Below are 25,754 nucleotides of genomic sequence, written 5' to 3'. Positions count from 1 at the left end.
TGAGGGTTAAGGTAGGTGTCTTTTCGTGAGTTGTAATTCCGTATGAGCATAAATGGACAGACTTCTCGCGTCTTTGACTGCTGCATGAACGATGCCAGCCATCGCAATGGGTAACTGGCTCACACGGTTGTTCACGAACTCTCGATTCATCCTACCTTCACCTCCTTCTTCTTCATTATTTCAAAATAATACCATAACCACCGGTCAAATCGCAACCAGAAACTGCCCTAATTTTGTTCTTATCCGCGCTTCTTAATATTCACTGCGAATCTTATCCGTAACTTCAAGATAGAGAACTTGGAGAAATTTCTTAATATTGACCTTGCCTTTCTCCGGCTTACAGTTCTCATCGATTTCTTTCATCTTCATACGCACATCCTGGAATTCAAAATACAGAGGCGCATAATGCTCAAATTTGGGATTGCTGTAATCTGTCAAACCGATACTGGCAATATGGGTTAATGCCGCCATGACAGTACGGCGAATCCGCTGTTCGACGGCTTTACCTTCTTTTTCAACATCCGCTTCCTTTACCTTGTGGGATCTGGAAACCGTTTCATAAAGCTCCTTGAGCGGCGGAATTCCTTCTGCTTTATGATGACGTGCGAGATGTTCCATAATGTCCATCAAGTCGCGACTGCCAGTGTCTCCCACGATCCCCATATCCATGAGAATGGGCTGCATAATTTCGCGAACGCCGCGTTTTTTGCGAGTACTCTCAGGAGCTGCATGCAGTAAACTCAGCTTGGTTAAAGATTCTTTAATCTCCTGCAAGGAGCGGCTAATGTTCCACTGCTCGTTAACCTTGGACAGCACCGCTTCCACTTCAATTTTATTAATTGGCTTTTGAATATAGAATTCGACACCAGCTTGATAGGCCTTGCCAATCATTTCTTTATTTTCAATTTGCGAAATCATCACGTATTTCCCTTGATAACCTTGCTCCTTCAATCGAATAATCGTCTCAATTCCATCCTGATCCGGCATTAATAAATCTATGACCACGACATCCGGTGTGGTTTCCAGAAGGACTTTCTCTCCTTCGCTCCCGCTGCCAGCCGTACCTACGACTTCGCCTAAACCGCCTTTTTCAATGATCTTTTGCAGCATCCGTCTACTTACCGCATCATCGTCTACAATTCCGAATGACAGCATGATCTCTACGCTCCTTTTTTCAACGTATCGGTCAATATGGTAATCACAAAAGTGGTTTGAAAACCCGGCTCGTCAGAGAGCAAATGAATGTCTCCACCTAAAGAATGAACAATATCTCGAACATGAGAGAGTCCAATTCCTGTCGCGGCAAAGCCCTCCTGATTGAATTTGGTCGTAAATCCAGGTGCAAAAATCATATCTCTATCCTGCTCTGAAATGCCAACACCAGTGTCGGCAACGATTATGATGGTCTCAGAACCTTGCTCATAAGCACTTACGAGAATCGATCCTTGATCTTCAATTGCTTCCACAGCATTAGACACGAGATTATTGATTACGGTTAAAAGGGGTAGGTATTGATTCGAACAATAGTCCGTTTGAATGTCGCTTTTGAATTGAATCTTTTTTCCAATCATCGAACTGTAACCCAGGTTGGACTTGATGGCGAACTCCACGACTTCGGCCAGCCTCATTTCGGAAGCGAAATCGCGATCGAACAGCTTCAATAACCCGGCTAGGATGCGTTGCGAATCTTTTTTGACCTCATGAATTTGCTGGGTAATTTCCAAAATGGTGCGAGAGTAGCTTTTTAACCCCGCGCCATTGATTTTTTCATATAAATTGTGGCTCTTTGCTGTTATTTGCTCAATCGTATCCATCGACTTCCGTAAGTAAAATACTTCGCCATATAAACCGCTATTCGTATTTAACATCTGTTCCATACGCTTCTGCTGCTCATTATGCAGGACTCGCATCTGATTAATGGTCACACTGTTGTAGATACCGACCACGAAGTAGCTCCGCACGACAGCGGTAACTGTGATATACACTAACTGCTCTGAAAACATATGCGGTGAATGGAAAATCAAGCTGCGCGCCAACAATTCAATCTCATTGGACATAAGATCAATAACCGATAAGAACAACCCAAGAACAAAAGGGTGGAATTGGTCCCAATTCCGTTTAATGAAGCTCATGGCAATCGCAAAGGTCATATAATAAAATGCGGCTGATAAATGCGTTTGCGCGCTCGCGCTGAAAGACATGGCCCCATGTAATAGGATACCATCTTCCAACGTCCGAAATAGCAGAACAGTGATTCCGGTAATGATACCTGTATAGACATAAGGCAGATGCTTCATCAAAAGCAAACAGAGTAGAAAGGCGCTGCTGCCAAGACCAATCCGAAACATTTCCCCAATGAAAGGTGTGATCTTAAACTCTCCGGCTATTGCCGTCACAATTGCGACGAGAATCATTTGCAGCCCTTCGTTCTTTAAGCGTCCCAGCCTTTCACCCCCTACAAGATATCCCATATCTGTTTACCAATGAGGATTATACAAACGGTAAGAAATAGCGGTCGAACGTACGCTGAGCCTTTGCGGATCGCCATGCGTGAGCCCAGTAAAGATCCACAAACCATGGCTATTCCCATCGGAATGCCAATCCCATAATTAATGGATCCTAGAACCATGAAAGTAGCCAAGCTAGCCACGTTGCTCCCGAAATTTAGTACCTTGGAATTACCAGCTGCTTTGACGAAATCGAATCCTAACATCAGAAAAACGAAAATAAGAAAGGAACCAGTCCCCGGTCCGAAGAAACCATCATAAAAGCCCAAACCGAATGCTGCGCAGCCCATTAACATCGCTGTTTTCGTTGAGAATTGACTGAAGGTAGAAATATCTCCCCAATTTTTGCGAAAAATCGTGTAGATGGTGATCAATATAAGCATAACGACAACTAACGGCTTTAAGAAATCAGATGGAATTTGCCGCAGCACCATCGTTCCGCACACAGCTCCTAAGAGAGACAATATGAACAAACCTCGTACTGCTTTCAGATCAACATTCCCAGACCGCATGAAAGAAATCGTACTTGTCAGTGATGACATGGTGCCCGCCAATTTGTTCGTTCCTAGCGCAACAGCCGGGGGTAACCCCGTTGCCAGCAGAACCGGAAGAGCGATCAGCCCCCCTCCACCAACGACAGAATCTACATAAGCCGCTACAAAACCACCGATGATGATGAATATCATCATTTCCCAACTTACATGTAACATGATGCCAAGACTCCTTCTGGATGTTATATTCCTCTATACCAATCTTGATTCCATCCTGCGGGCTGCTAATGATAAGGCATAATTCACAGCGAAATACAGAATAGCCACTAAAAATAGAATGGGCATGGTATAACTGTAGTTTTGTCCAATTACTATTTTCGCATGGTGCATCAATTCAGGCAAGGAAATAACAATCGCCAGAGAAGTATCTTTTAACAAGGAAATAAATTGACTCACTAGTGGAGGCATCATACGGCGCAGCCCCTGAGGTAGAATAATATGCCAAAGTGTTTGCACATAGCCTAGTCCTGAAGATCTAGCGGCTTCAATCTGCCCTTTATCGATGGAATTCAGGCCGCTTCGCACAATCTCCGCAATCATCGCGCCTTCAAATAATGTTAATGCCAAGATCGTTGCATTCATAGGTCCGAGTTTAATCCCGATATCTGGTAGGGCGAATCTTGCGAAAAATATGATTAAGAGCAATGGTAAATTGCGAAGAAGCTCAACTGCTATAGCCAGAATTGGTGAAACAACCGGAAGCTTCGTATACCGGATCGTACCGACAATACACCCCACGATAAAGCTCAATACAATAGAGATCGCAGCGACTTTAAGCGTCATATAGAAACCTTCAAATACAAACCTTACATTATCAGCCGAGAAAGCATGCATGATATCCATTCGTTCACCTCCCCCTAAAGTCAGTCCGTACGAGCTAATTTACGTTCTAGGCGCAAGGCCACGTAACTTAGCGGCAGCGTGAGTATCAAATAAAGCACAGCAACGAAGATATAGGTATCGAACGTAGCATAAGTCTCACTTGCGACCTGATCACCGAAATACATGAGATCAAAGCCTGCGAATACGCCAAGTACGGAAGAGTTCTTAACGAGGTTAATAAATTGATTGCTAAGCGGTGGTATGACAATTTTGATTGCTTGCGGAAGGACGATATGCCACATGGTTTGGAAATAGGTCAGTCCCGAGGATTGTGCTGCCTCAGATTGACCTTTGGGCACCGACATAATACCGGCTCGGATCGCTTCTGCAATAAAAGATGCCGTGTATACCGTAAGGCCTAAGGTCCCGCATACAAATCCGCTAAGGGTAATACCCATGGACGGCAGGCCATAGAAGAAAACAAATACAACAAGCAAGAGCGGTATGTTTCGAATGAACTCTACATAGGCAGTCCCAATCCATTGCAGCGGTTTCACCGATCCAATACGAAAAATGGCAATAATCGTACCCAGCACAAAACTGCCAATTAACGCAATAACGCTGGCAATAATCGTGTTGAAGAAGCCCTTCATGTAGATATCAAAATAATCGGTAAAAATCGAGAAATCCGGCATGCGCTCCCCCCTCATAGACAGAAGATGGGCAGCAGCTGCCACCCATCTCTTCTTTTATTCTTGTTACTCTTATTTGGTTGGCGCTTTGCCAATCCATTTCTCGTAGATTTTCGCGTATTGACCGCTGGACTCCAGTTTCTTCAGTCCATCATTCACCGCGGCTTGAAGCGTTGTTTCACCTTTTTTAATCGCAATGCCATAAGGCTCATCCGTAAACGGTTCGCCAACCACTTCGAAGTTCTTATCTTGTTCCATCATGCCATAGAGGATGGCATTATCTGTGGTCAACGTGTCCCCTTGACCCGCTTTCAGGGCGCTGAAAGCATCTTGGTAATTATCAAACTCAAGTATGGTGGCATCTGGGGATTTCGCTTTAATATTCGCAACGGAAGTAGCGCCTTTCACAGCCAATACTTTCGTTCCTTTTTTAACATCTGCTACACTCTTAATAGGGCTACCTTTCTTGACGAGCAAAGACTGTCCGGCTTTAAAATAAACATTAGAAAACTCAACTTGTTTCTTCCGCTCTTCGGTAATCGTCATCGTCGCGACAATCATATCAATCTCTTTGTTGTCGAGCATCGGAATGCGCGTCTTGGACGTTACTTCTTTTAACTCAATTTTCTTCTCATCGCCCAGGATTTCTTTCGCTAATGCTTTCGCAATGTCGATGTCGAAGCCTTCAACTTCACCACCAGTCGGGTTTTTCAAACCGAATAGCTTAGTATCAAATTTCACACCAACGACAACTTTGCCTCTGCTTTTGATCTCATCCAGAACGGTCGCTCCACCTGCCGGCTTTGCAGTGCTTGGAGCGCTGCTTGCTGCCGGAGAGCTAGCCGGAGCGCTTGATGCGCCTCCTTTTGTGCCGTTAGAGGCACACCCCGCCAATGCGAATATCGTAATTAACATAAACATGAAATTCCACTTTTTTGACATCATGGTTTTGTTCATCTCCTTATTAATGGTTAAGTACCCGATTCAGAAATAATTTCGCTCTTTCTTCACGAGGGTTGACGAAGAATTCCTCGGGAGGTGACTCTTCTACAATCTGACCTTTGTCCATAAAAACAACGCGATCGGCTACTTCACGGGCAAAGCCCATCTCGTGCGTAACCACAACCATCGTCATCCCTTCGTTTGCAAGCGCCTTCATTACATCAAGGACCTCTCCAACCATTTCCGGATCCAAGGCTGATGTGGGCTCATCAAACAACATAATCTTCGGCTTCATCGCCAGTCCCCTCGCAATGGCCACACGCTGCTGCTGTCCACCTGATAACTGTGAAGGAAAACTGTACGCCTTATCCTGAATACCAACCTTATCCAGAAAATACATCGCGATCTCGTCGGCTTCTTTCTTAGCCATACCATGCACCTTCATCGGAGCAAGCGTAATGTTATCGATCACTTTCTTATGCGGATATAGATTGAAATGCTGGAATACCATCCCGATATCTCGACGCAGCTTGTTCATATCCATCTTCTTATCGCTGACCTTATACTCATTCACGATAAGCTCACCGCTTGTGATGGTTTCCAGTCGGTTGATACACCTTAGCAGCGTACTCTTGCCTGAACCTGACGGACCTACAACGACAACAACTTCACCCTGCTTGATCTGAAGATTAATTCCTTTGAGCACATGAAAGTCGCCGTAATGCTTCTCTACTTGACGAAATGAGATCAATGGAACCCCCCCTTCGATGAATCATCATTGATGTAAACTATTTGTTATATAAATTAACACATTTAAATAATAAGGAAAAAACTATGGAATCTTATGCAATCCGACATTTATTTAGAAAAAAACTATGACAGCATGATTACGAACCTTGTGTCCGATCTGCTTGGCATACTATAATATAATCCAGATAGATACCAACATTGAATGGCCCGGAGGTTCTAAAATAAATGGCGGGTAAACCTAAACGATCAACCTTCCGAACCCGACTGGAAGATATGGTCACGACATTACGCAGCGACATCGTAACCGGAAAACTTCAGCCCGGTGACTTTTTACCTTCCGAATTAACACTTGCTGAACAGTTTCAGCTTAGTAAAAACTCGGTTCGCAAAGGACTGGAAGCACTACTCGATCAGGAAATGATCGAAAAAGCGCCGCGAATCGGGACGCGCGTTGTTGGGACGGGTCGGAACGAAAAGCTTACCCTGAAATTCGGTTATTACCCTACTCTCGCCCTTGAAGCTAATTTAATGGAACTGGTCGAAAAGTTTCAACAGCAGCATCCGCATATTGTCGTCCAGTTGATTCCTCTTTCGAATTCGTACTTTTCTCAGAACGCGAAAGAAGCCATGGAGAGAGACGCGCTCGACCTTATCACTTTAAATACCCAAAACTACGAAACGGTTACTGAAACTGGAGCAGTCTCGGATATCCTAGAGCCGCTTGAACGAAAGAATGGCACGTATACCTTTCTATCGGGACCGTTCACCAAAGACAGCCATTTGTACGTGCAGCCGTTTGTTTTTTCACCGATCGTCTTGTGTTACAACCGAGATCATTTCAAGGAAGCAGCATTGCCTGAGCCGGATAGCAGTTGGAGTTGGAACGATGTCCAGAAAGCAGCGCTAGCCTTAACGCAAAAACATGACCGAATCGGCATCTTGTTTCACCTGCAATCCATCAATCGGTGGCCGCTCTTTTTGCTGCAAAACAAGGTCGTTTTTGAACGCGATCAACATGGTAAGCTGATTTTCAACAACGATAATTTTCGGGAAGCCCTGCAAACAAGCCTTGGGCTATTTGAAGGAATGAACCCAGACACCGTCTATATGTCGGAGAATGACTCTGATGCCGAGCGATTCTTCTTGCAGCAAAAAACGTCCATGATTGTGACCAGCTATTACAGCTTGAACCATTTGCGTAATGCTGAATTCGCCTATGACATCGCACCTCTTCCCTATTCGTTAGAAGCGAAGACTCAGCTCTTAATCATTGGTCTTGCGGTCATTAAGTCGAGCAAGCACAAGGAAGCAGCCCAAGCCATGCTCGATTTTCTCGTTTCGAACGAAGCACAGCTGCATATTCGCAAAACCACCCTTACTATTCCTAGTGTCAAAACGGCAGCTGAGTGGATCGGGGAAGAAACGTTGGCGCGTCCTTCCCGGTTCTTCATGTACCGGGACATCATCCCGACATTTAGTTTCTACACCGACATGAATGTTACTTTCCACGAACTGGAAACCATGCGTCACATTCTCAAGCTGTACTGGGCACGTCTCGACGACTTCGAGACGGTTTGCCGAAGGCTGAAAGACGCCCACTAAATAGACAATAACACGGGTGGAGGTCTTGATGGCGCCGGGCAAACAACCTGCTTCGTGAAGGTAGATGGGCTAAGGAGGTTACCATTGTTGTAGTTTCTACAACAATTCACACGCCCAAAGGCTATTTTTCCCCTTGAAGTTGCAGTTTGTACAACACTTTGAGCCCATTTGTTACGAAATGGCTTGTATAGGGCCAAATTGTTGTACATTATGCAACAACGAAGAGAAAGAGGCGAGATTTAGGCAGCAATTGTTGCACTTTCTGCAACATGATTCAACCGCGAATAGGGATTCATTCATCCAGCAACCTCGTGAGATGAATGAATCGACGATCCCACAAAAAATCGGGTAGAGGAGCAAACGCTCCCCTACCCGATTTTTTAATTTTTACATAGCCTAAGTGGCAAGAACCCTCCTTCGGCAAAACGGCTATCGTAAGGCTATACTCACAGCTGAAATAGTACCGTTGGATTTGTTGCGATGTTATTTACACTTTCCTTGTTAGTTCCTCCATTAGTCGCACTAAACGTATAGGAACCAGACAATAATTCCTTGTTAATCTCTCCGTTGTTTGTAGTTCCGAAAGGCCGCCAGCTTCCAGCATAGTAGCTTACTATGCCGCCATTAACTGGATTCCCTTGGCTATCCTTCAGCTGCACCTTAACATTGATCGTCTGGTAGACAACCACAGGATCAGTTCCAATATTTTGTACCTTTTCGTTGTGTGTTCCTTCATAAGTCATGTCAAACGTATAGGAACCATGCAATAATTCCTTACTAATCTCACCGCCGCTTGTAGTTCCGATAGCCCGCCAGCTTCCTGCATAATAGCTCACTATACCTCCATCGAGTGGATTCCCTTGGCTATCTTTCAGCTGCACTATAACGTTGATCGTCTGGAACACAACCACAGCATCGATTCCAATATTCTGCACCTTTTCCTTGTGCGTTCCTTCATAAGTCATGTCAAACGTATAGGAGCCAGGCAATAATTCCTTGCTAATTTCGCCTCCGGTTGTAGATCCGATAGCCCGCCAGCTTCCTGCATAGTAGCTCGCACTGCCGACATCCAGCGGATTCCCTTGGCTGTCCTTCAATTGCAGCTTGACTTTAACCGTCTGGAACACAATCACAGCGTCAGTTTCGGTATTCTGTACCTTTTCCTTGTGCGTTCCTTCATAAGTCATGTCAAACGTATAGGAGCCAGGCAATAATTCCTTGCTAATCTCACCACCGCTTGTAGTTCCGATAGCACGCCAGCTTCCTGCATAATAGCTCGCACTACCGACATCCAGCGGATTCCCTTGGCTATCCTTCAACTGCAGTTTGACTTTAATCGTCTGGAACGCAACCACAGTATCAGTTCCTGTATTTTGTACCTTCTCTTTGATCGTACCTTCATATTTCATCGAGAAGGTGTAGCTCTTATTCGGCAATGTTTTACTTACGGATCCTGTGGCATCTGTTATGCCAAAATCCTTCCATCCTCCGTCGTAATAACTGACTACCCCTCCACTGAGTGGATTTCCGCTGCTGTCTTTGAGTTGAACCTTAACAGCTGTAGACGACAGCGTAAAGCTAACCATTTGTGGGAACTCAACATTCCCTGCTTGATCCGTTGACTTATAACTCACTTTGACCTGGCCTTGCTTATCAAACGCAACTGGCGCTGTATAAAGCTGCCATGTAGTCCCGTTATCCAGACTGTACTCGGTTTTGGCTACACCCGATGAGCTATCGCTGCTATTCAATGTAACCGTGACCGGACTTGCGTACGTCCCGTTCAGTCCATCCGGCTGCAAAGGCGATACGCTTGCTGTAGTAACTGGAGCTATTTTATCGATATTGCTTATCACATAACTCGTTTCATTGGATACGTTGCCTGCGGCATCCGTTGCTTTTGCATACAAGGTGTTGTTGTCCGAAACGGCGATAGGGCTTGTGTATGCTGTCCAAACTCCGCTTGTGCCTAGTTTATATTCTTTCACTGCTGCGTTAGTTGGATAGCTGATCGTTACGATGACGTCCGTGTTGGTCGGCGTTGTCTTATCTGCAGTAAAGGTCGGATCAATAACCAGTGGGCGAGTCACTGTAACTCCGATCGTGTTCGTTCTGATCGTCTTTCCACCTAAAGTAATATCAGCATAAACGTTCGCCGTTCCCGCTTTGAGCGCTTTAACCTCCCCATACACAACGGACAGAACAGTCGGGTCGCTGCTTGTGAAGGAAGTGGTGCCCCCTGCCAAGATGGCCGGCAGTCCGTTCTCCAGAACGCCAGAACTGATAATCGGCTCACTTTGCCCCTGATCCAGCGTAACCTTGGCCATCGAAATGGATGCTTGAGCTAGCGGAACGGGCAGTTTGAATAAGGTTGGCCCCGATGTATAGTAGATGCTGCCGTCCACACCCAAGTCCATCAAATTCGTCTGGGTATCTACAAGTTTACGCGCTTTCATGGTGACGGGATCGATTGCAGTCACATAACGAGCAATTGTTGTATACAGCAGTCCGTCTTGCCCCCAACGTAAATAAAAGGATCGCCATGTGCTGCCACCGCTTGCATTCGGGTAGAGCAGCTTACTTTTCATAACCGCATTGGTGACGGGATTCATCGCATAGATAACAAAAATCTGCCCCCCTTGATCGTCCTTCCCCCATGCGCCGCCCCATAACAGTCCGTCAGGACCGAAAGACAAACCGCCGAGTAATCTTGGGGACGTCAAGCCAGGGATGACGGGTACAAACTCATCCAGCTTGGTACTTGTTGCTACATCCCATTTGAACAGTTTAGCCACCGCTGTGGTTGGCGTCGTTGTGCCGAGCCCCCCTTCGATGGAGGTGCCACCGTAGACAACGCCGTCTTTATAGGCAAGCGCAATGATACTTTGATCTTCTACAACGTTACGAGTTGACGTCCACTTATCCGTCGTTTCATTGTAGATGGTCAAGCTACCGCCCATATTGCCGTAGACCGGTACCGTTCCGATAAACAGCTTGTTATCGCCAGAAGCAAACGCATAAGGCCGATCTTGACTCTGCGGAATTGTGTAAACAAGCCCTGGATTGTTCGCTTTTGTTTCCCCATAGTTATAAGGCAGACTTGCATCGTAACGGTAAACGCGCGCTCCACCATAAGCGCCGAAATAGGTCTTGCCATTCAAAAAGCCGATCTCCTCCACTTGATGGGGAGATTTAGGGGATGAGGCTTGCACATCGTAGCTTTGAGTGGATTCATTGAACACACTCATCCCATCAATGTAACCGCCGAGATAGAGCTTATGATCAGGGCCTTCCGCCATACTTTGAATATTGACACCGTCTCTTGCCATAGCCACTTGGAAGGTTTGTATAGAATTATCGTTCGGATTATAGAGCGTGTATTTGCCGTTATCGTACAGCGTAGCCAACACTTGGCCGACGCCAGGTAAAGTGATCCAATCGATAGCTTTGCTCCCAGCTACGGGAAGTGTATCCTGCGCTGTCACAGGCCCTACCGTATTCGTTGAGACATTATACGCCCACAAATTGTTCGAAAATTTATTGCGGTAATAAAGCAAATTGGCGTCATAAGGTGACGGAGGTGAGATTTTGCCGTCAAATGCCTCTGGAGCCGTATAGGCAATTTGCTTCTTCACTTCGAACGTCAGTTCGTTTACGACGGCGAGAGATGTACCATGTGCAATGTAAAGCAGTCCGTTGTAAGGAGAAATGTTGTGCACGAAATCATCCATGCCCGTGAATGGCAATTGGATCTCAATTTTTTCTCCGTTATTCCGGTCCATTCGCATCAAATGCTTTTTTGAACCGATTCCGACATACAAGTACTGGTCGGTAACCCCGGCTCCCCGAGCATATTGCTCGGTTGGATGCATGCTGCCCAGATCGGCAAACAAACTCGTATTGATATCATAAGTAAAGACCTTGGCGTCCGGATAAGTAGAGCCGTATATGAGACCATTAGAACTTGCGTCCAAATCCCATAAGAAATTATTGGAGGGATTGTTCCCTATTAATGTGACCTTTTGGGAGACTGGGTCGTACTTCCAAAACATTCGATTGTTGGTGGCACCAAAATAGACCTTATGATCCGCCCCAACCGTAACCGCCCAAGTTTCCGTCGTACCGGGGACCGGTTCCGAGTGATTGATGACTCCCGTCGCAGCATCAACAGCATAGAACGTCCCCGGATTGCCGTTGGCTACGAAATAGAGCTCGCCGTTCCCTATTGCTCCCCCTAAGGTTGTCGCCGTGAGCGTCGCTTTGCCTAAATCGACGGGGGCGCCATACTTAAACGGTAATTTAAGCGCGTCACCTTTATAAGAAAATGAAACATCATCAAAATAGGCTTTGCTAAGAGTCGCTACACCGGAATACAACAAAACCTTCGCTGTGGTCGCGTTATCTGGAGCTATACCCTCTATTTTGAGTTGGCTCCATGTATTCAGCGGTGTACCATATGAAACGGAGGATGTTCCAATTTCGCTGCCTGATGAATTGTAAAATTTCAAATAAAGATTCACGGCTCCTCCGGATACTAAGTAAATACTGGCTTTCGCTTCATATATGCCGTCCGGCTTCACACTGATCGCTTGGGTGCCCAGCCCAACAGCTTTGTCCGTATAAGTGTCATCAATCAGCAGACTAGACAACCCACTGTTCTGCACCGCCTTACTTATCGACACTGAGCTTGCGGGCGTACCTGAGAACAACCCCCAACCAGGAATAGTTGCTCCGGAAGTAGGATCTTCAAATCCGGGATTGATCACGGCAATTGTATCGGCCACGCGGTAAAACTGGGCCTCGTCTACATAGGCCGTCATGGTAGTACCCGATGAAGCATACACGAAGACCGTCGCAAAGGCAGCATCCGCCGGAGCAATACCTTGGGCTCGAATGTCCAACCATTTGTTTAACGGAGGTGCAGTGAGGTTATAAGTCGCCTGTTTGTTCAAAGGTTTTCCCGCTGCGTCATGCCAGCGAATCCAAAGAGCAGGCGTTCCTGTGAAGTTTTCAATATACAACTTGACTGCTGCCTCATAAGATTTTCCGGGCGTTACGGCCAGCTTTACGCTTTCCGCCCCTAACGCCCCTGCTATTGCCCCTGTTCTCTCTATCTTCAAGCTTCTATTGCCTGCGAATTTGATCGTTTCTGACAATGAGAGTCCTGAAGGTATACCAGCAGAAAAATAACCCCAATTAGGAATCTTACCGGATGCCAAATCTTGCTCGAATCCGGAGTTGGGTACCGGAATAATCTCCGCCGCCTCAGCGGCTCGTACGTTGGAGGGCAAGTAAAAAGCTAAGCATAGCAAAGCTAACAATCCCAACAACCATTTGAAAAACGGACTTCTTTCACCCATAGATATAGCCATTCTCATCATCCTTTTTCAAAATTCTACCCGATCGGCAGTGTGTGTCGTGATAGGCGAGACTGAAAGATCGTTTAAATGAAATCGCTTACAATTTATATATAATAAGTGAGAGAAAATCAGTAACCTGACCAGTCATGGAGCATGACAACGCTATTTTAAAATGAAAAATGGCTGAATGTATCTATAATACTCTCATGGACTGGTAGGATTTGATGAAAGAAAACGAGGTACGCATCAACAATGAATGGCATAGACGGTATCGGACTGAGTTACCATTGAGCGTTTCTATGGGGACAATATAAGAACAGCAGTGATTACAATATATTAAAAGATACTGATACAGTACTTAGTTGATTCTCAGCTTCACTTCCTTGCGCCTTCCCGTAATCAATGAGAACGCCTAATACGTCTCGCGGAGTTTCGCGAAGCAATTCGTAAGCCACTGTCATAGAGGGTAAAGCCATCTCATGCGTGATAAGTGTTTGAATGGAAATCCGTCGTTCCGCAAGTAAACGGATATATTCCGCCATGTTGCGACCTTCTGTCCAACGTACGTAACCGATCGGATAATCGACGCCCTTGCTTTCGTAGCTATCATGGTACCGCCCAGGACCACCAGCGCGCGAAATGAGCACCTGCGCCTCTTTGGCAAACATCAGCTCCCGATCGAAGTCCATCTTCACATCGCCAACAATGACGATTTTCCCCCTGTCGCGAATCCAGCGAAGGGCCTGATCAATGATGCCGGAATTTGCACCGTTGGCGCAGATGATGACCGCATCAACACCTTCATGCTGATGATGTAACGAATCGATGGTAAGGTTAACATCCTGTACATTGTCACACACTTGAACGGCACAGGCTTCCGAAAGCTTGGCGCAGCGTTCCGCCAACAAATCAAGCCCGATTACCCGGCCGCCGGAAACGTCTGCAATCCGACATACGATTTGTCCCAGTATACCTAGTCCAACCACGACAACCAATTCTCCAAAACGCAAATCCGCTTGCCGCAGCGCATGAATGGCGATGGCACCGAGTCCGACGAAGGACGCTTCTTTGGAGCTGCATTCATCTGGAAGCGGAACAACTAAATGCTTAGGAACCACTAAGAATTCCGCATGCTTAACATAAGGAGAGCCGTAACAAGCAACTCTCTGCCCTACCTTCACATGGGAGACGCCTTCCTCAATTTCCCGCACAATTCCCATCGCACTGTAACCAAGTTGAATGGGAGTATCGGTCATCAGGTTTTTCAGCAGCAGCTCTGTGCCCGAACTAATTGCGGAATAGCAGGTTTCAACACGTACATGGTTCGTTTCAACAGAAGGTTCTTCAATGTCTAAGACTTCAACCTTGCCTTTCAAGGAAATAACTGCTTTCATCTCTTCCCTCCTTTCTTCATTGGTATTTATCTGGATCATATTATTCATGTTAAGCGATAGTAAAAGGACTGTCAAACCTTTTTTCATAAGCATTTCGTCCTTATTTTCTGTAAATAGATTTAGATAAGCATCAAATAAGAACCAACGATTATGATATAGTTAACTATAAGATAGGGGTTGACTAGCATGAAGAATGATATGCTCTCATCTCTGCTGGAAACAGCTGAGTTAAAAGTGTTAAAGTTTGATATCCATCGCCGTCGCGAGATGAACTACCGAAACCGTGTATTTCAAGAGTATTACATGATGACCTATGTGAGAAAAGGCTCGGCCAAACTCAGGGTTCAGGACAAAATCTATGTGATTGAACCGGGATCCGTCATTTTTATCCCTACTTTTCTGGAACACGACCAATATAAAGATAGCGATGAGGAAACCGAGTTTCTCTGGTGGCATTTTACTTACAAGATTCAGAATGTGATCGATGTGCTGCCGTTTTTACAGATCCCTTATATCTATCCGCTAAAAAATCACCAAAAATTTGAAGCCGTATTCGATGAATTCATTCTCTCCACCACAAGGGAAGGCTATATCCCTAACATCATTTTGCAAAAAGCTAAATCTCTTGAGCTGCTTTATTTGTTATTGGACAATGCTTTGGGAAGTATGAATACCTCGGATATGAGACAGCCGTCTCACAGCTTTTTGTCCATTTTATTGAAAATTGTAACCCAGCCCGAGGCTTCGCTTTCATTATCGGATTTGGCCAAGGGTTTACACATGAATCCAACCTACGTAAGCAACCACTTTAAAGAGATGTTCGGCAAATCGCCGATCCTTCTGCATCGGGAAATTAAAATCGCCAAAGCAAAATCGCTTTTGGAAATGCAAGAAATGAACATTACCGAAATCAGCAGCACCCTTGGATTTAACGACCTTCAAACCTTTACCCGCCTTTTCAAGAAATACACAGGCATTTCTCCCGTTCAATACAAGCGTTTGTTTGATAAAAATATTTAAAATGCTCTTAAACATCAGCTAATATAATGAAAGAGTGATAAATTTAATGAATTAGAAAATAGACTGCCGCGAAAAATCTCGGCAGTCTATTAAAAGTGGTCAGCTGTAACGTACCAATAACTAGGATTGGACATAGGCTGAAATAGCTACTTCCCTAATAAGTTTTTTTCATCTGAGGAACTTCATGTAAATGCTTGTAGATGAATTTTCCTTTTTCCTTTGCCACCTTCACCATTTCATCTGCACCTTGAGAGGGTCCACCCACTCGTAGAACCGCATCGCAATGGTCCAATAATCTTACTGAAGACGGGTGGAACATTCGATTGAATATGTCGTCTCCAATCCCTTTTGAGCCAGCTGTCTCCATCAGAGGAAGTGCATACCATTCGCCTAATACAGGCAAATGCCCCGCTTCATATACTTGTAGAGCGATTTCGTTCATGAAGCGTATATTCCTCTCAATCAAACGGAGATCATCACCAGTGCCGGAACGATAGGGACCGGCGATGAGGATGTGCTGCGGTTTACTAACGGATTCAAGTAGTCCGTTGATTTGGGCGTATTGCAAGAGCATAATCGTTTTTGCGTCTTTGATTTCTCCATTTTTAACCATCTGCAATGCCTGTTCTAACGAGATTTCCAGTACTTCTATATGTTCCTGTTCTTCCTCTAATCCCCCACCATCACCGGCAAGCATATTTGCGGTATATTCAGCTATATAAAAGTGCAGTATCTCGGTCACTGAACCTGGGGACATATAAGCTTCGCCTATTTTATGAACGTTCTTTACCCGATATCCGGTCTCTTCTTCCGTTTCTCGAAGGATGCTTTCTTCTGGACCGTCATTGTCCAACAAACCTGCACATGCCTCAATAAGCATCCCCGTTCCGTTACCATTTAAATAGGTCGGCATTCGAAATTGTCTCGTTAATACGACTGTTTTCTTCTCGCGATTATATAGTAGAATGGTCGCACCATTACCGCGGTCATAAGCCTCTCGAGCTTGGGTTTCCCAAGTACCATCACTTTTTTGATACATAAAAGTTATTTTCTTTAGTACGTACCAGTTGTTGGATAAAACCTCTTCTTTCACGATGCGAACTCTGGGGTTCATCTCTTGTAACATCGTTGTTTATTTCCTCCCTAAGAAAAATCCGGATTCTTTCGTTATATATATGCTTCCCACTAGCTCTAGCTTGGTACTTAAAAACTTTCTGAATTTATCTAAAGTAACTCCATTAAGAACCTCTCTAGCATTCATTGGAGTTGAAGTTATGTAATTGATAAGCGGTTGAATTTCATCTACAAGCATATGGTCTTCATACTGAATACATTCGATCTCAGAAAACCAAGGGGACAAAATTTCCTTACCGTTATCCAAATGAAATCGTTCCATTACATGATCTAGCACCTGGATTTGGGAATCGAATGATTTAGCTAATTGCTCGATTTCTTGCAAATGGCGTTTACTCATGGTTGAAGCATAAAACATTCCGCCTTGCTTCAAAACCCGATGTATTTCCATAATGGCTTTGGAGATATCCGGCACATGATAAAGCATATGGTTGGCGATTACGATATCGAATTCATCGTTATGATAAGGAATAGCTTGCGCATCCACGACAAGAAATTTGAAGCGATCGTATTGTTCACCTAAGTTCTTACGCGCTTCGTCCAACATACCTGATGAAAGATCCGTAAGTGTGATGCTCCAAGACTCAGGAACACGTTCTATATTTCGGGTCCATAATGCCGCATCACCACAACCGAGTTCTAAAATCCTCAAATTAGGTGAATTGCTCAAATGCTCAAAAAGCCAACGGTGCCAACCGATTTTGTTTACACTGAATTTATCGTATAACTGAATTCTCGTTTGTAGTCGGCACGCGTTGTGATATTGCTCAACCCAATCTTTTTCCACGTGAACGGCATGAATAAGATTACCCAGACTTTCCCAATCCACTTGCTCCTGTCTATCACCGAGGATACCCATGGATTCATTAATGGCTTTCACCACATACTGCATATGGGCAATTTTTTGCTGAATAATTTCTTTTTGCATGACTAAAGAACTTCTCAAATCATGTATGGGTAATGAATTGTCTTGAATGATTTGTTTAATTTCGTTGAGTGATAATCCGATATATTTTAAAGTCTGAATCTTTTGCAGACGAATTAAATCTTCTTTGCTGTACATCCGTAGGGAAGCATGGTTATAGTGTGATGGATTTAACAAACCAATCTGATCGTAGTATCGCAAAGTTCTAATCGTCATCCCGGTTCGTCGTGCAATCTGCCCTGTAGTTAGATAATCCTCACGCTTCAAGACCCATTTCCCTCCTTCTGAATTCCTTGATCAATCTTAGGAAATCCATGTGGATGCCGCCGATGCCACTCCCAGGCACTCTCGACCATTTCTAATAAAGTACTACGTTTCGGATACCAGCCCAGTTCATTCCTAATCAGAATAGGCGATGCGACTAATACGGCAGGATCTCCGGCACGTTTGGCACCTATCTCAAAAGGGATCGGCTTACCTGTAACTTTGCTAACAGTGTCAATGACTTCTTTCACAGTGAATCCTTCTCCATTACCAACGTTGTATATCCCGCTTGGCCCGTCATTGCGCAATTTATTCAATGCCACATAATGAGCTTCTGCAATATCCATTACATGAACATAATCCCTAATACAGCTTCCGTCTCTGGTTGGGTAGTCATCCCCGAAGATTACAATTTTCTCCCTCTGCCCCAACGCTACTTGAAACATCAGAGGAATAAGGTGAGTCTCTGGAGAGTGATCCTCGCCGATTTCACCGCTGTCGTGAGCACCGGAAACATTAAAATATCTTAAAGCAACATACTTGATTCCATGTGCCTTATCTGCCCAACCTAACATTCGCTCTATGGCTAGCTTTGTTTCTCCATAGGGATTCGTCGGGTTCGAGCTATCCGATTCCTTTATCGGAACACGCTTGGGATCCCCGTAGATCGCAGCTGTGGAAGAAAAGATAATTTTGTCGACATGATATCTATTCATCGCCTCAAGCAATCTTAAGGTACCGACGACATTATTATTGTAATAATCCAATGGGCATGACATGCTTTCTCCAACAAGACTACTGGCAGCCAGATGAATAACTGCTTCAATTTCATTCTCAGAGAACACTTTGTCTAAAAATTCAGAGTTATTCAAGTCTCCATTGTATACCTTGCCTCCTATAACAGCATTCTGACGTTCTCGAGCCATACGGTCTATAATGACAAGTTCTTCATTCTTTTCAAACAATAATGCGGAAGTATGGCTTCCAACATAACCGGCTCCTCCACAAATCAATATCGCCATAATCTTTCCTCCACTAATCTCAATAAGTATTATTTTTAATTATATAGGGTTACGTAACGTCACGTTCAATCATTATTTTTAATGAGGTGCGCCACGTGATGTGTTGGCAAACAACCAGTCTTTACGTTTATGTTTTCAAGAGCTTATCGGATAATTGGATGCTCAGTAGTACTCCAGCTGCACTACCTGTATAAGTGTTAAACTTCAGCAAAGTTGTGCTCTATTCTTGCCAATCTGATACCTATACACTAATCTCGTGGGTAAATGAACCCGTTCGAGGAGGTAAGGAAATGGAAACACTGCGTATCGTTTTCACAGAAAAACAAAAGGTTGAGGTGCGAAAGGAAACGTTCGATCCTGCACTCGGCCAAACCGAAATTTTATGTGCTGCTCTATGCTCCCTGATTAGTACAGGGACAGAGCTTCAATGCCTTAGAGGTGTATTTGACCCCGATACCAACTGGTCGGACTGGGTGAAGTATCCTTTCTATCCCGGTTATTGCATGGTGGCTGAAGTGCTAGAAATCGGCTCTGAAGTTACGGGAATACAAAAAGGAGATCGCGTATTTGTCGAGAATTCGCATACGCAATATTTTAAAACAGATGCCAAGCATGCCTATCTTCTTCCGCAGAATATCAGTGCCGAGCAAGGCGTATGGATCAACCTTTCCAAAACAACACAGCTTGGTGTAAGAAGAGCAGAGCTCCAGCTAGGGGAAACTGTAGGCGTCATCGGTCTTGGACTTCTTGGACAGTTGGTTACCCAATATTTATATCTATCTGGGGTCAAAGAGATTTTCGGCATCGATCCTGCAGAGAGCCGTTTGCAACTGGTTCAAGGGCGGCCGGGCATTCATCTGCTGCCCATGGATGCGGGAAAAGCACATGAAGAAATCAACCATAAAACGGATGGCAGAATGCTGGATGTTATCTTCGATATTACCGGACATCCGGCTGTTCTAGCCCAAGCCACTCGGCTCGTTAAACCTTTGGGACGAGTTATTTTGCTGGGAGATACAGCAACGCCTTCTGAGCAGGGAATGGGCCGCAATGTTGTGTCCAATTCCGTTTCCATTCTAGGCATTCACGCCCAAATGAATTACAACGGTTGGAATCATCCCGAAATGGCCGCTTTATTTTTAAGTTATATCGCGCAGGGACGAATGGACGTGTTACCTTTGATTACCCATCATTATTCGCCATCAGAAGCCCCGCAGGTGTACGATTCATTGGTGCAAAACCGTAGTTCTGCCATGGGCGTTCTGTTTGATTGGACGAAATTAAAATGATGAAATCGGAAGAGAGGAATCGCATTGTGAAATCGCAATTGAGGGTAGGACTTATTGGGTGCGGGGCCATTTTACAGCGCCGCCACTTGCCTGAGTACCTTGCACATAAGGATGTAGTCATTGTAGCTGTATGTGATCCTAATTTGGAACGCGCATAAGAAGTCGCTAGGCAGTTTGGCATCCCGAATGCCTACGAGACACATCAAGAACTGCTGCAGAGTGGCGGCATTGACGCCGTTTCTGTCTGTACGCCGAATCATCTTCACAGCTCCGTGTCCATTGAAGCCATCGAATTGGGCCTGCACATCGCAAAGCAAAAGACATTTTACAATCCGGAAAATTAGGCAAGGTGTTAAGCTTTAGTACGATATTCGCTCACTCGGGACCCGAACATTGGAGCATAGATGGCAAAAACAGCTGGTTTTTCAACCAGGAGCATGCCTTTTCCGGAGCATTAGGTGATTTAGGCATCCATAAAGCGGATTTGATCCACTGGCTGTTGGAAGACAGGTTCACAGAAGTCACGGCATTTTGCTCGACGCTGCATAAGCCTACGAACGTGGACGACCACTCGATGATATTATTGAAAACAGCAAGCGGAACCGTAGGCTCGTTAACAGCCAGCTGGACCAATTATGCAAATGAAATTAACGCCACTACGTTATACTGCGAAAAAGGTACATTGAAAATCGGAACCGATGACGGTTTCGGGGTAATCGTTGAATACTCAGACGGTACGCGGGATTACCATGAAGTCGGGGCATTGCAAACCAATAAGACTGGGGAACAGCATAATTCGGGCGTTATTCATCATTTTGTCGATGGTATTCTATCTGGAAATGGCCATGAAATTACTGGAGTGGATGGGTATAGAGCGCTTCAGACCATACTTGCGGGTATGGAATCCCAGCATTTGAAGAAAGTCGTCGTTATTCCGGAGCTGGTGGTAATTAACTAATTCTTTTCTACAATGTAAAAAAGTGCCCCTCCCACGCGATTGCAATGAGAGTGGTACTTTTGTCTACAAATCTTGAATTCGATGTTTATTCTGCTGCCGAAACTGCCCAGGCCTGATCCCAGTCGCTCTCTTAAAGACTACACTCATATATTCTGTATGTTTAAAGCCGATGCGTTCGGCGATGACTGCTAAGGGAAGTTTAGTATCTAGGAGTAGTTTTTTTACAAGCTTTAGTTTTACATTTATGATTTCGTCATGTGGTGTGCGACCCAATGCTTTCTGAAACCGGCTTTCCAATATACGGCGCGATACCTTAAGTTGTTCGAGAATATCTTGAACTTGAATATCGTCATAGGCATGATTGCGAATAAAACGTACGGCATCGGATACCATTTTGTCCTCTATAGCAAGAACATCTGTTGACAATCGGACCTCCACATTTAAGGGTTCAATCAAGTGCATTTGTCCCCCTATGACTTCGCCTGACATCATACGCTCGAGTAACTCCGCTGCTTGGTAGCCTGTTTTGACGGCATTCGTTTTGATGCTGGATAAAGGGGGATTGGATAATTCGCACAAGAGCTCATCGTTGTCCACGCCCAGGACAGCCACTTCATCAGGAACGGCAATCTGAGCAATCCGGCAAGCCTCGAGAAGCTGTTGGCCGCAAATGTCATAGCACGCCATGATCCCTATCGGCTTGGGTAGGTCATACAACCATTGGACCAGCTTGTCTCTTTCTGTCTTCCATGATTTTTCACTTAATAGATTTTCAGAGGTTTCAAAAGTACGGCAATCATAACCTCTCTCCGCAAGATATGCCGCCAAATAGGTGCATCGTAAGTTAGACCATCGAAAACGAGAGTCCCCATAAAACCCTATATGTTTAAATCCTCGTTCGAGAAAATGCTCTGCAGCCAATTGGGCAATGGATTGATCATTGGTCTCTACATAAGGAAGGCTCGGAATCATTCTTGAGGCGCTGAGATCTACGGTTGGAAGACCCGCGTCCTTAATAAACCGAGCGGTTTGCTCGTTTTCTATACGGGCGATAATGCCATCTCCCTGCCACTCACGCAGCCAAGTCAAATCGGTGTTATTTCGGCTATATTCACTGAGAAATATCGACCAAGGACGGTTTTCACGCAAGTAGGTGTTTATCCCACTAAGAAGTCCACGAGCGTACCCATTCGAAGTTTCAATCAATAGAGCGACCTGTTTTTGCTGTGGATTCGTTATGGATACATTTTCGTTGAATCCTGATGTGAATAAACTCATTAGTAAACAACCCCTTTTTCGCACTACTTATTAATATATGGTTATATTCCACTATTTACAACTAAGAAAGACAGGTAAAAAATCTCATTTTAAAATGCAAATAATCTCATCGACTTCTTTTGTTTTTTGGTCTAAAGTCAAACTATAAACGGAATATGACAGGAGGATCCAAGTGTGTCTTCAAAAATACGAGTCGCTATTGTCGGTTTAGGCTTTGGGGCAGAATTTATTCCAATCTATCAAAATCATCCCCATGTGGACATGTTCGCCATCTGTCAAAGAACAACGGATACACTGAATCAGATAGGTGACCATTTTGGTATCCAAGTTAGATATTCCAATTTTGATGAAATGCTGAAGGACGACAACATTGATGCCGTGCATATTAATTCTCCAATCCCTAACCATGCCGAGCAAAGCATTGCAGCGTTGTTGGCTGGCAAGCATGTAGCTTGTACGGTCCCTATGGCAACGACTGTTGAAGATTGTAGGCGAATTATTGAGGCCCAACAGCTGTCTGGGAAAAATTATATGATGATGGAAACCTGCGTTTACACCCGCGAGTTTCTATATGTGAAAGCTTTGCGAGACAGCGGCCAACTTGGGCGGATTCAGTTTCTACGCGGAGCTCATCAACAAGAGATGTTAGGCTGGCCTGGATATTGGGAAGGGCTACCTCCCATGCATTATGCAACGCACGCGGTTAGTCCATTGCTCGCACTTGCTGGAAAGGAAGCAGAATTCGTCTCGTGCTTGGGTTCTGGACAAATAGCTGACAAGCTTGCTGCAAAATACGGCTCACCTTTTGCAGTCGAATCCGCGATATTCCGACTTCGTGACTCTAACCTTGCCATGGAGGTTACGCGTTCTCTATTTGAAACATCACGCGAATATGTTGAAAGCTTCGACGTGTATGCGGATAAAATGAGCTTTGAATGGCAGCAGTTAGAGGGAGAAGAACCTGTTATCTTCATAGGTGAGAACGCTAAGCGGGTTGAAATTCCAGATTATGCGAACTTGCTCCCAGAAGGCATACGTAAATATACGACGGAGGGTGTCTACGATTCGGCAGATAACGTACATTTATCCTTTAAACAAGGAAACGGGCATGGTGGCTCCCATCCGCATTTGGCACACGAATTCATCATGAGCATAGTTGAGAAACGTGAGTCTTTCCCAAACGTCTATACGTCTGCCAATTGGACTTGTGCCGGAATATGCGCACATGAATCCGCCATGAATAATGGTGAGAAAGTGAAGTTGCCAATATTCCGGTAAAACACTTCATATGAGGAGGCCATCACCATGAATATCCCATATTTAAGAGCTGAAACCGATGAACAGAACATACGTATTTATCGTGGCGATCATCCTGACCCGATTCTTGTACAGAATGCACAAAAGAATCAACGTCCCTTTATTCATCCCATCCTTGCACCGGATGGAAAAGGTGTGTTAACTGAAAATGCTCCGCCTCATCACCCCTGGCAGCATGGCATTTATATCGGATTAAATGATGTAAATGGCATTGGATTTTGGGAGGAAGGCGTTAATCGTCATCCAAAGGACGGCAGCTTTCACCCTCTGCCACTCAAGCCTGCGGTCATTAACCTACACCATGCTTCATGGGAGGTTGAAACGTATTGGCGCGATCCACGAGGAAACCACATGATAACAGAACGGCAGCAATGGAGTCTGCATGATCTGGGGAATACATATGAGCTTGATTTCCAATGGTCTTTACGAGCAGAAATCAAGCTAACCTTCGGACGTTTCGATTACGGCGGTCTTTTTCTTCGTATGCCTTATCATCATGAACTAGGAGGCGAAGCGCTCAATAGTGAAGGTCAAGTGAATGGTGAAGCAGAGGGAAAACGTGCCCGTTGGGTATCCTGCAGAATGCCGATTGAAGGCCGAACTGACAACGCTGGCTTTGTGTTTATGGACCATCCGAACAATACGGAGCACCCAGTGCCATGGCGTGTTGATGGAGAATTAGCGATTTCCCCAAGCCGTTGTATTGCAGGTCAGTGGGAGCTGGGTAAAGGCGAAACACAAATCCATCAATATCGGATACTCGTATTTTGCGGTGAAATGGATCCATCCCAAGTAAATAAAAACTGGCGAAATTTTGCGTCAAAAATATCAATTTACAAGGAGTGAACCCTATTATGAGAAGTGTTATTATCGTCCATCCTAGTTTCGATGCCACCTGGCCGTGGACCGCGGATCACTTTCACACACTTTGGAAAGCCCAAGGATCAACTGATTTTATTCGATTGGCTCCTGATGAGTTAAAAACGCTTAGAGAGCTTGTTCCCGAACCGGGTAGCGTTACCCGTTTGATTTCCTTAAATGTAGCCGTAACATCCGATTGCTTACACGCTTTCAGTAGTTTAAAAGAAGCCGTTATTACAACCTGCTCCTATGGGAGTCCTGTAACGGAAGAACAAATGACCATTTTGAAAGATGCAGGGGTTAAAATGTACACGCATCCAAGCGAAGGTTATTGGGGACAATCGGTATCCGAATTCGGTCTGACGCTAACCTTATGTGGTTTACGTAGAATTCCTCAAACCCATCATGACATCATTACAAGCTTGCAGCCTTGGTATTATGAACCTGAGAATGGTGTTGGCACACCGAAAAAAAGAGGAGAACAGTTTGGTGACGATCCCAACTTTACGAATGGAACCGTTGAAGGTAAACGTGTCCGTATTGTTGGGGCAGGCAATATCGCCTCTCGTTATGCAAGTTTTGTCAGCATGCTTGGGGCAGACGTTGCGGCGTGGGATCCCTTCGCTACTGAACCTTCCTTTCACCGCGCTGGAGCTAGAAAAGAATGGCACTTGAGCCAGCTCATCCAAGATGCTGAGATTTTCGTACCCATGGTACCCTTAACAGAGAAAACAACAGGACTAGTTACATCGGAGCATATTCATTCACTGCCTAAAGGATGTTTAGTGGTACTGGTAACGAGAGCAGAAATTTGCGATATGCAGGCGATTCGTGAGCGTGTTCTAAACGATGAGATTAGCCTTGCAGCAGATGTTTTTGACATCGAGCCCTTACCATTGCAGGATTCATTGTTGGGAAGGCACAATGTCGTTCACACCCCACATAACGCTGGACGAACTGTGCAAGCAAATCAACGTTGGGCCGAAAAACTAGTCGAACAGTTCCTTCCCCTTTCACAACATGAATAAAAATCAATTAATAAACAACAAATGCAACAAAAGTGCCC

General features: G+C 44.9%; 23 protein-coding genes. 8 read left to right on the top strand and 15 right to left on the bottom strand.

What is annotated here, in order from left to right:
• Positions 1 to 6 precede the first annotated feature (6 nt).
• The 8 genes from AC58UU_RS29655 to AC58UU_RS29620 form a co-directional block, all read right to left on the bottom strand.
• Positions 7 to 150: a hypothetical protein gene (locus AC58UU_RS29655; protein WP_171640423.1), complete on the bottom strand. Its 144-nt coding sequence runs from the start codon at positions 148 to 150 to the stop codon at positions 7 to 9.
• A 102-nt stretch (positions 151 to 252) separates the two neighbouring features.
• On the bottom strand, positions 253 to 1,155 hold the full coding sequence (locus AC58UU_RS29650; RefSeq protein ID WP_497320900.1) for a response regulator: 903 nt from the start codon (positions 1,153 to 1,155) through the stop codon (positions 253 to 255).
• A gap of 5 nt (positions 1,156 to 1,160) precedes the next feature.
• Positions 1,161 to 2,414: a sensor histidine kinase gene (locus AC58UU_RS29645; RefSeq protein ID WP_497320898.1), complete on the bottom strand. Its 1,254-nt coding sequence runs from the start codon at positions 2,412 to 2,414 to the stop codon at positions 1,161 to 1,163.
• Between the two features lie 41 nt (positions 2,415 to 2,455).
• On the bottom strand, positions 2,456 to 3,217 hold the full coding sequence (locus AC58UU_RS29640; protein WP_497320897.1) for a TSUP family transporter: 762 nt from the start codon (positions 3,215 to 3,217) through the stop codon (positions 2,456 to 2,458).
• A gap of 33 nt (positions 3,218 to 3,250) precedes the next feature.
• On the bottom strand, positions 3,251 to 3,901 hold the full coding sequence (locus AC58UU_RS29635) for an amino acid ABC transporter permease (RefSeq protein ID WP_497320896.1): 651 nt from the start codon (positions 3,899 to 3,901) through the stop codon (positions 3,251 to 3,253).
• A 20-nt stretch (positions 3,902 to 3,921) separates the two neighbouring features.
• Positions 3,922 to 4,575: an amino acid ABC transporter permease gene (locus AC58UU_RS29630; RefSeq protein ID WP_171640431.1), complete on the bottom strand. Its 654-nt coding sequence runs from the start codon at positions 4,573 to 4,575 to the stop codon at positions 3,922 to 3,924.
• 69 nt (positions 4,576 to 4,644) lie between these two features.
• Positions 4,645 to 5,517: a glutamate ABC transporter substrate-binding protein gene (locus tag AC58UU_RS29625; RefSeq protein ID WP_497320895.1), complete on the bottom strand. Its 873-nt coding sequence runs from the start codon at positions 5,515 to 5,517 to the stop codon at positions 4,645 to 4,647.
• A gap of 19 nt (positions 5,518 to 5,536) precedes the next feature.
• On the bottom strand, positions 5,537 to 6,265 hold the full coding sequence (locus AC58UU_RS29620; RefSeq protein ID WP_047678152.1) for an amino acid ABC transporter ATP-binding protein: 729 nt from the start codon (positions 6,263 to 6,265) through the stop codon (positions 5,537 to 5,539).
• Positions 6,266 to 6,489: 224 nt separating this feature from the next.
• Between AC58UU_RS29620 and AC58UU_RS29615 the strand changes: the two genes are divergently transcribed.
• The gene (locus AC58UU_RS29615) at positions 6,490 to 7,866 is read left to right on the top strand and encodes an extracellular solute-binding protein (protein ID WP_497320894.1); all 1,377 of its coding nucleotides are present in this window, start codon (positions 6,490 to 6,492) and stop codon (positions 7,864 to 7,866) included.
• Positions 7,867 to 8,312: 446 nt separating this feature from the next.
• Here the strand turns inward: AC58UU_RS29615 and AC58UU_RS29610 are convergent, their stop codons facing one another.
• Together AC58UU_RS29610 and AC58UU_RS29605 are read right to left on the bottom strand one after the other, a co-directional pair.
• Entirely contained in the window at positions 8,313 to 13,238 is a 4,926-nt protein-coding gene (locus AC58UU_RS29610) for an OmpL47-type beta-barrel domain-containing protein (protein WP_497320892.1), read from the bottom strand.
• A gap of 314 nt (positions 13,239 to 13,552) precedes the next feature.
• Entirely contained in the window at positions 13,553 to 14,620 is a 1,068-nt protein-coding gene (locus tag AC58UU_RS29605; protein ID WP_497320891.1) for a zinc-dependent alcohol dehydrogenase, read from the bottom strand.
• Between the two features lie 186 nt (positions 14,621 to 14,806).
• Between AC58UU_RS29605 and AC58UU_RS29600 the strand changes: the two genes are divergently transcribed.
• Positions 14,807 to 15,640 (top strand): helix-turn-helix domain-containing protein, encoded by an 834-nt coding sequence (locus tag AC58UU_RS29600; protein ID WP_497320890.1) that lies wholly within the window; start codon positions 14,807 to 14,809, stop codon positions 15,638 to 15,640.
• Positions 15,641 to 15,794: 154 nt separating this feature from the next.
• Here the strand turns inward: AC58UU_RS29600 and nudK are convergent, their stop codons facing one another.
• Genes nudK through galE form a run of 3 tightly spaced genes read right to left on the bottom strand, consistent with a single transcriptional unit; the run spans position 15,795 to position 18,985 of the window.
• Complete coding sequence (gene nudK / locus AC58UU_RS29595; protein WP_497320888.1) at positions 15,795 to 16,766, bottom strand: GDP-mannose pyrophosphatase NudK; 972 nt, start codon at positions 16,764 to 16,766, stop codon at positions 15,795 to 15,797.
• Positions 16,767 to 16,772: 6 nt separating this feature from the next.
• Positions 16,773 to 17,966 (bottom strand): MerR family transcriptional regulator, encoded by a 1,194-nt coding sequence (locus tag AC58UU_RS29590; protein ID WP_497320887.1) that lies wholly within the window; start codon positions 17,964 to 17,966, stop codon positions 16,773 to 16,775.
• Positions 17,963 to 18,985, bottom strand: a complete 1,023-nt coding sequence (gene galE, locus AC58UU_RS29585) for a UDP-glucose 4-epimerase GalE (RefSeq protein WP_497320885.1) — start codon at positions 18,983 to 18,985, stop codon at positions 17,963 to 17,965. Before galE ends, AC58UU_RS29590 begins: the two co-directional genes overlap by 4 nt.
• A gap of 290 nt (positions 18,986 to 19,275) precedes the next feature.
• On the opposite strand from galE, the gene AC58UU_RS29580 reads away from it, so the two are divergent.
• On the top strand, positions 19,276 to 20,274 hold the full coding sequence (locus tag AC58UU_RS29580) for a zinc-binding dehydrogenase (protein WP_497320883.1): 999 nt from the start codon (positions 19,276 to 19,278) through the stop codon (positions 20,272 to 20,274).
• 71 nt (positions 20,275 to 20,345) lie between these two features.
• On the opposite strand, the gene AC58UU_RS29575 is transcribed toward AC58UU_RS29580, so the two are convergent.
• Entirely contained in the window at positions 20,346 to 20,534 is a 189-nt protein-coding gene (locus AC58UU_RS29575; RefSeq protein WP_497320881.1) for a hypothetical protein, read from the bottom strand.
• On the opposite strand from AC58UU_RS29575, the gene AC58UU_RS29570 reads away from it, so the two are divergent.
• Both AC58UU_RS29570 and AC58UU_RS29565 read left to right on the top strand, forming a co-directional pair.
• Entirely contained in the window at positions 20,484 to 20,618 is a 135-nt protein-coding gene (locus tag AC58UU_RS29570) for a Gfo/Idh/MocA family oxidoreductase (protein ID WP_497320959.1), read from the top strand. The two genes, AC58UU_RS29575 and AC58UU_RS29570, sit on opposite strands and share 51 nt — an antisense overlap.
• Before the next feature lie 5 nt (positions 20,619 to 20,623).
• Positions 20,624 to 21,232 (top strand): Gfo/Idh/MocA family protein, encoded by a 609-nt coding sequence (locus AC58UU_RS29565; RefSeq protein ID WP_497320880.1) that lies wholly within the window; start codon positions 20,624 to 20,626, stop codon positions 21,230 to 21,232.
• Between the two features lie 63 nt (positions 21,233 to 21,295).
• Here the strand turns inward: AC58UU_RS29565 and AC58UU_RS29560 are convergent, their stop codons facing one another.
• On the bottom strand, positions 21,296 to 22,510 hold the full coding sequence (locus AC58UU_RS29560) for a substrate-binding domain-containing protein (RefSeq protein WP_497320878.1): 1,215 nt from the start codon (positions 22,508 to 22,510) through the stop codon (positions 21,296 to 21,298).
• A 174-nt stretch (positions 22,511 to 22,684) separates the two neighbouring features.
• Here AC58UU_RS29560 and AC58UU_RS29555 point away from each other — a divergent pair, with 174 nt between their 5' ends.
• Genes AC58UU_RS29555 through AC58UU_RS29545 form a run of 3 tightly spaced genes read left to right on the top strand, consistent with a single transcriptional unit; the run spans position 22,685 to position 25,716 of the window.
• Positions 22,685 to 23,788: a Gfo/Idh/MocA family protein gene (locus tag AC58UU_RS29555; RefSeq protein WP_497320877.1), complete on the top strand. Its 1,104-nt coding sequence runs from the start codon at positions 22,685 to 22,687 to the stop codon at positions 23,786 to 23,788.
• Positions 23,789 to 23,815: 27 nt separating this feature from the next.
• Positions 23,816 to 24,673: a DUF6807 domain-containing protein gene (locus tag AC58UU_RS29550; protein ID WP_497320876.1), complete on the top strand. Its 858-nt coding sequence runs from the start codon at positions 23,816 to 23,818 to the stop codon at positions 24,671 to 24,673.
• A gap of 8 nt (positions 24,674 to 24,681) precedes the next feature.
• Positions 24,682 to 25,716, top strand: coding sequence for an NAD(P)-dependent oxidoreductase (locus AC58UU_RS29545; RefSeq protein ID WP_497320875.1), 1,035 nt, complete (start codon positions 24,682 to 24,684; stop codon positions 25,714 to 25,716).
• Positions 25,717 to 25,754 lie beyond the last annotated feature (38 nt).

The sequence above is a fragment of the Paenibacillus sp. JT22N1 genome (assembly GCF_059692155.1).
This window is presented reverse-complemented; position numbering and strand designations above follow the sequence as displayed.